This is a genomic window from Moorena producens 3L (assembly GCF_000211815.1).
Taxonomy (GTDB): Bacteria; Cyanobacteriota; Cyanobacteriia; order Cyanobacteriales; family Coleofasciculaceae; genus Moorena; species Moorena producens.
Window position 1 is genome coordinate 1 of sequence record NZ_GL890947.1, and the last position, 2668, is coordinate 2668.

General features: G+C 66.5%; 2 protein-coding genes. Both read right to left on the reverse strand.

All coding sequences use genetic code 11. The annotated features are described in order from the left end of the window. Positions 1-778 (reverse strand): cadherin-like domain-containing protein (locus LYNGBM3L_RS49940; protein ID WP_009149195.1); only part of this gene is annotated, 778 nt, incomplete at its 3' end. 71 nt (positions 779-849) lie between these two features. Further along, on the reverse strand, positions 850-2637 hold the full coding sequence (locus LYNGBM3L_RS49945; RefSeq protein ID WP_044494410.1) for an FG-GAP-like repeat-containing protein: 1788 nt from the start codon (positions 2635-2637) through the stop codon (positions 850-852). Positions 2638-2668 lie beyond the last annotated feature (31 nt).

Sequence of the window (2668 nt, forward strand, 5' to 3'; positions counted from 1 at the left end):
AGCCCGGATCCGGCGTATAGGTGAGCGTGCCGTCGCCATTGTCTACCAGGGTGCCATTGCTCGGGGCCGTGAAACTGTCGAAGGTGATCGGATCGCCGTCGGGGTCGCTGTCATTGGCCAGCAGCGCCGCCTCGTCGATCACCAGCGCCGTGTCCATCCCCACCGCCAGCGCGTCATCCCCGGCTGCGGGCGCCTGGTTCACCGGGCCACCACCGCCGCCATCCTCGTCGAGAAGGGGGTCACTGGCGAATTCGACGTAGTCGACCTGCGCGGTATAGCCGGTGGCCTGGGCCACGTTGCCCGCAAACACCCCGGCCGCGGTGGCGTTCAGCGCGTGGCTGTAGCTGACGGCGGTGGTCCAGCTGTTGCCATCGGCGGAATACTGGTAGGTCCAGGTGTCGCCCAGGCGCTCCACCCGCAGGTATTCGGCGTCGCCCTGCTGGATCGTCATGTTGATCCGCACCGAAGACGACCCGTTCACCGTCACCCCGGAGAACACCCGCAGCACATTGCCATCCGAGTAGGTGTCAAAGCGCACCCAGTTGTCGGCGTCCTGCTCCACCAGCAGCCCGTGCAGCTGGAAGCGCTCGCTGGGGGTGGTCAGGAAACGCGCCTCGATCTGGAAATCCTCGTCGGCGATGGTCTGCATCGCGCGGGCCGCGTTGTTGGTTTGCCAGGCGTCGTAATTGCCGTCCGGCGTCACCAGCTCGAGATAGGCGTCAGTGGCATTGCTGCCGAGACCGGCCGCGATCCCGGCCGGGCCTTCCACGCTCCACACCGCCGGATCGAGGCTGCCGCCCGCGAAATCATCCGATACCGGGCCGCTGCCCGAGGCGGGGGCCGAGACCGTCAGCGCAACCGTCGCGGTGTCGGCCAGCCCGCTGTCGTCGGAGATCGTATAGGTGAAACTGTCCGCCCCCTCGAAACCGGGATCCGGCGTATAGGTGAGCGTGCCATCGCCATTGTCCACCAGGTGCCATTGGCCGGGGCCGTGAAGCTGTCGAAGGTGATCGGGTCGCCGTCGGGATCGCTGTCATTGGCCAGCAGCGCCGCCTCGTCGATCACCAGCGCCGTGTCCATCCCCACCGCCAGCGCGTCATCCCCGGCCGCAGGGGCCTGGTTCACCGGGCCACCGCCACCGCCGCCATCCTCGTCGAGGATGGGGTCATGGGCGACCTCGAAGTAATCGACCTGCGCGGTATAGCCGGTGGCCTGGGCCGTATTGCCCGCAAACACCCCGGCCGACGTGGCGGTGATCGCGTGATCGAAGCTGCCCGCCGTGGTCCAGTTGCTGCCGTCGGCGGAGTATTCATAGGTCCAGGTATCGCCCGTGCGGTCCACCCGCAGATATTCGGCCGCCCCCGCCGGGATCGTGGCATTGACCCGCGCCGAGGAGGAACCGTTCACCGTCACCGCCGCGAACACCCGCAGCACGTTGCCGTCGGAATAGGTGTCAAAGCGCACCCAGTTGTTGGCGTCCTGCTCCACCAGCAGTCCCTGCAGCTGGAAGCGTTCGGTGGGGGTGGTCAGGAAACGCGCCTCGATCTGGAAATCCTCGTCGGCGATGGCCTGCATCGCGCGGGCCGCGTTGTTGGTCTGCCAGGCATCGTAATTGCCATCCGGCGTGATCAGTTCCAGATAGGCGTCAGTGGCATTGGCGCCGAGACCCGCCGCGACCCCGGCCGGGCCTTCCACGCTCCACACCGCCGGATCGAGGCTGCCGCCCGCGAAATCATCCGACACCAGCCCGCTGCCCGAGGCCGGAGTGCCGATGGTGACGTCGAAAAGCACCCTGGCCGGTTCGGAACTTCCGTCGCTGAGCCCCAGTTCGAACCCGTCCAGCCCGTCGGTCCCCGCCGTGGTGACAAAGGCAACCAGGCCCTGGTTCACATCCGCCTGGGTAAAGCTCTCACCGGCCACCAGTGCGTTGCCATTGAGCCGCAGACTGCCCAGGGTCGGGGCCGCAACCACGGTATAGACCAGTTCGCTGGCACCTTGCTCGGCGTCGGTGGCCGACAGCAGCGCCGCATCGATGGCCAGGGTTTCGCCCGCGTTCAGGACTGCGGACTGCTCCCGGTGCTGCAGCAGCAGCGCTACGGTGGCGTCGGTCTTGCTGGCGACGATGACGTCCACCAACCCGTCCTGGTTCACGTCGGCCGGGGTCGGCGTATAGGCCCCCAGGGCATTGCCGTCGATGGTGATGGTGCCAAACACCCCGCTGCCGTTGTTCTCCAGGAACCGCACGCTGTTGTCATTGACGCTGGCGGCCAGCAGATCGATATCGCCGTCATTGTCGACATCCTCGGCAATCACCGAGCGCACCCCGCCAAGGCCGCTGGCCAGCACGGTCCGGGTGTAGCCGCTGCCGGTGTTGAAATAGCCGATCACCTGATTGCTGACCTTGGCCGCGGCGGCGATATCCATCAGCCCGTCCCCGTTCAGATCCGCCGCGGTGACGTAATAGGCCCCGTCCGCGGTGCTATCGACCACTTGCTTGGTGAAGCTCTGGCTGCCGTTATTTTCGTAGATCGCCACGGTATCATCGCCGTGGCTGGCGCTCAGGATGTCGAGATCGCCATCCGCATCGATGTCCACGGCGATCGCCGTCTTGGCCTCCAGCGCGTTGCTGTCCAGCACATGTTCGGTGAAGCCCTGGCTGCCGTCGTTT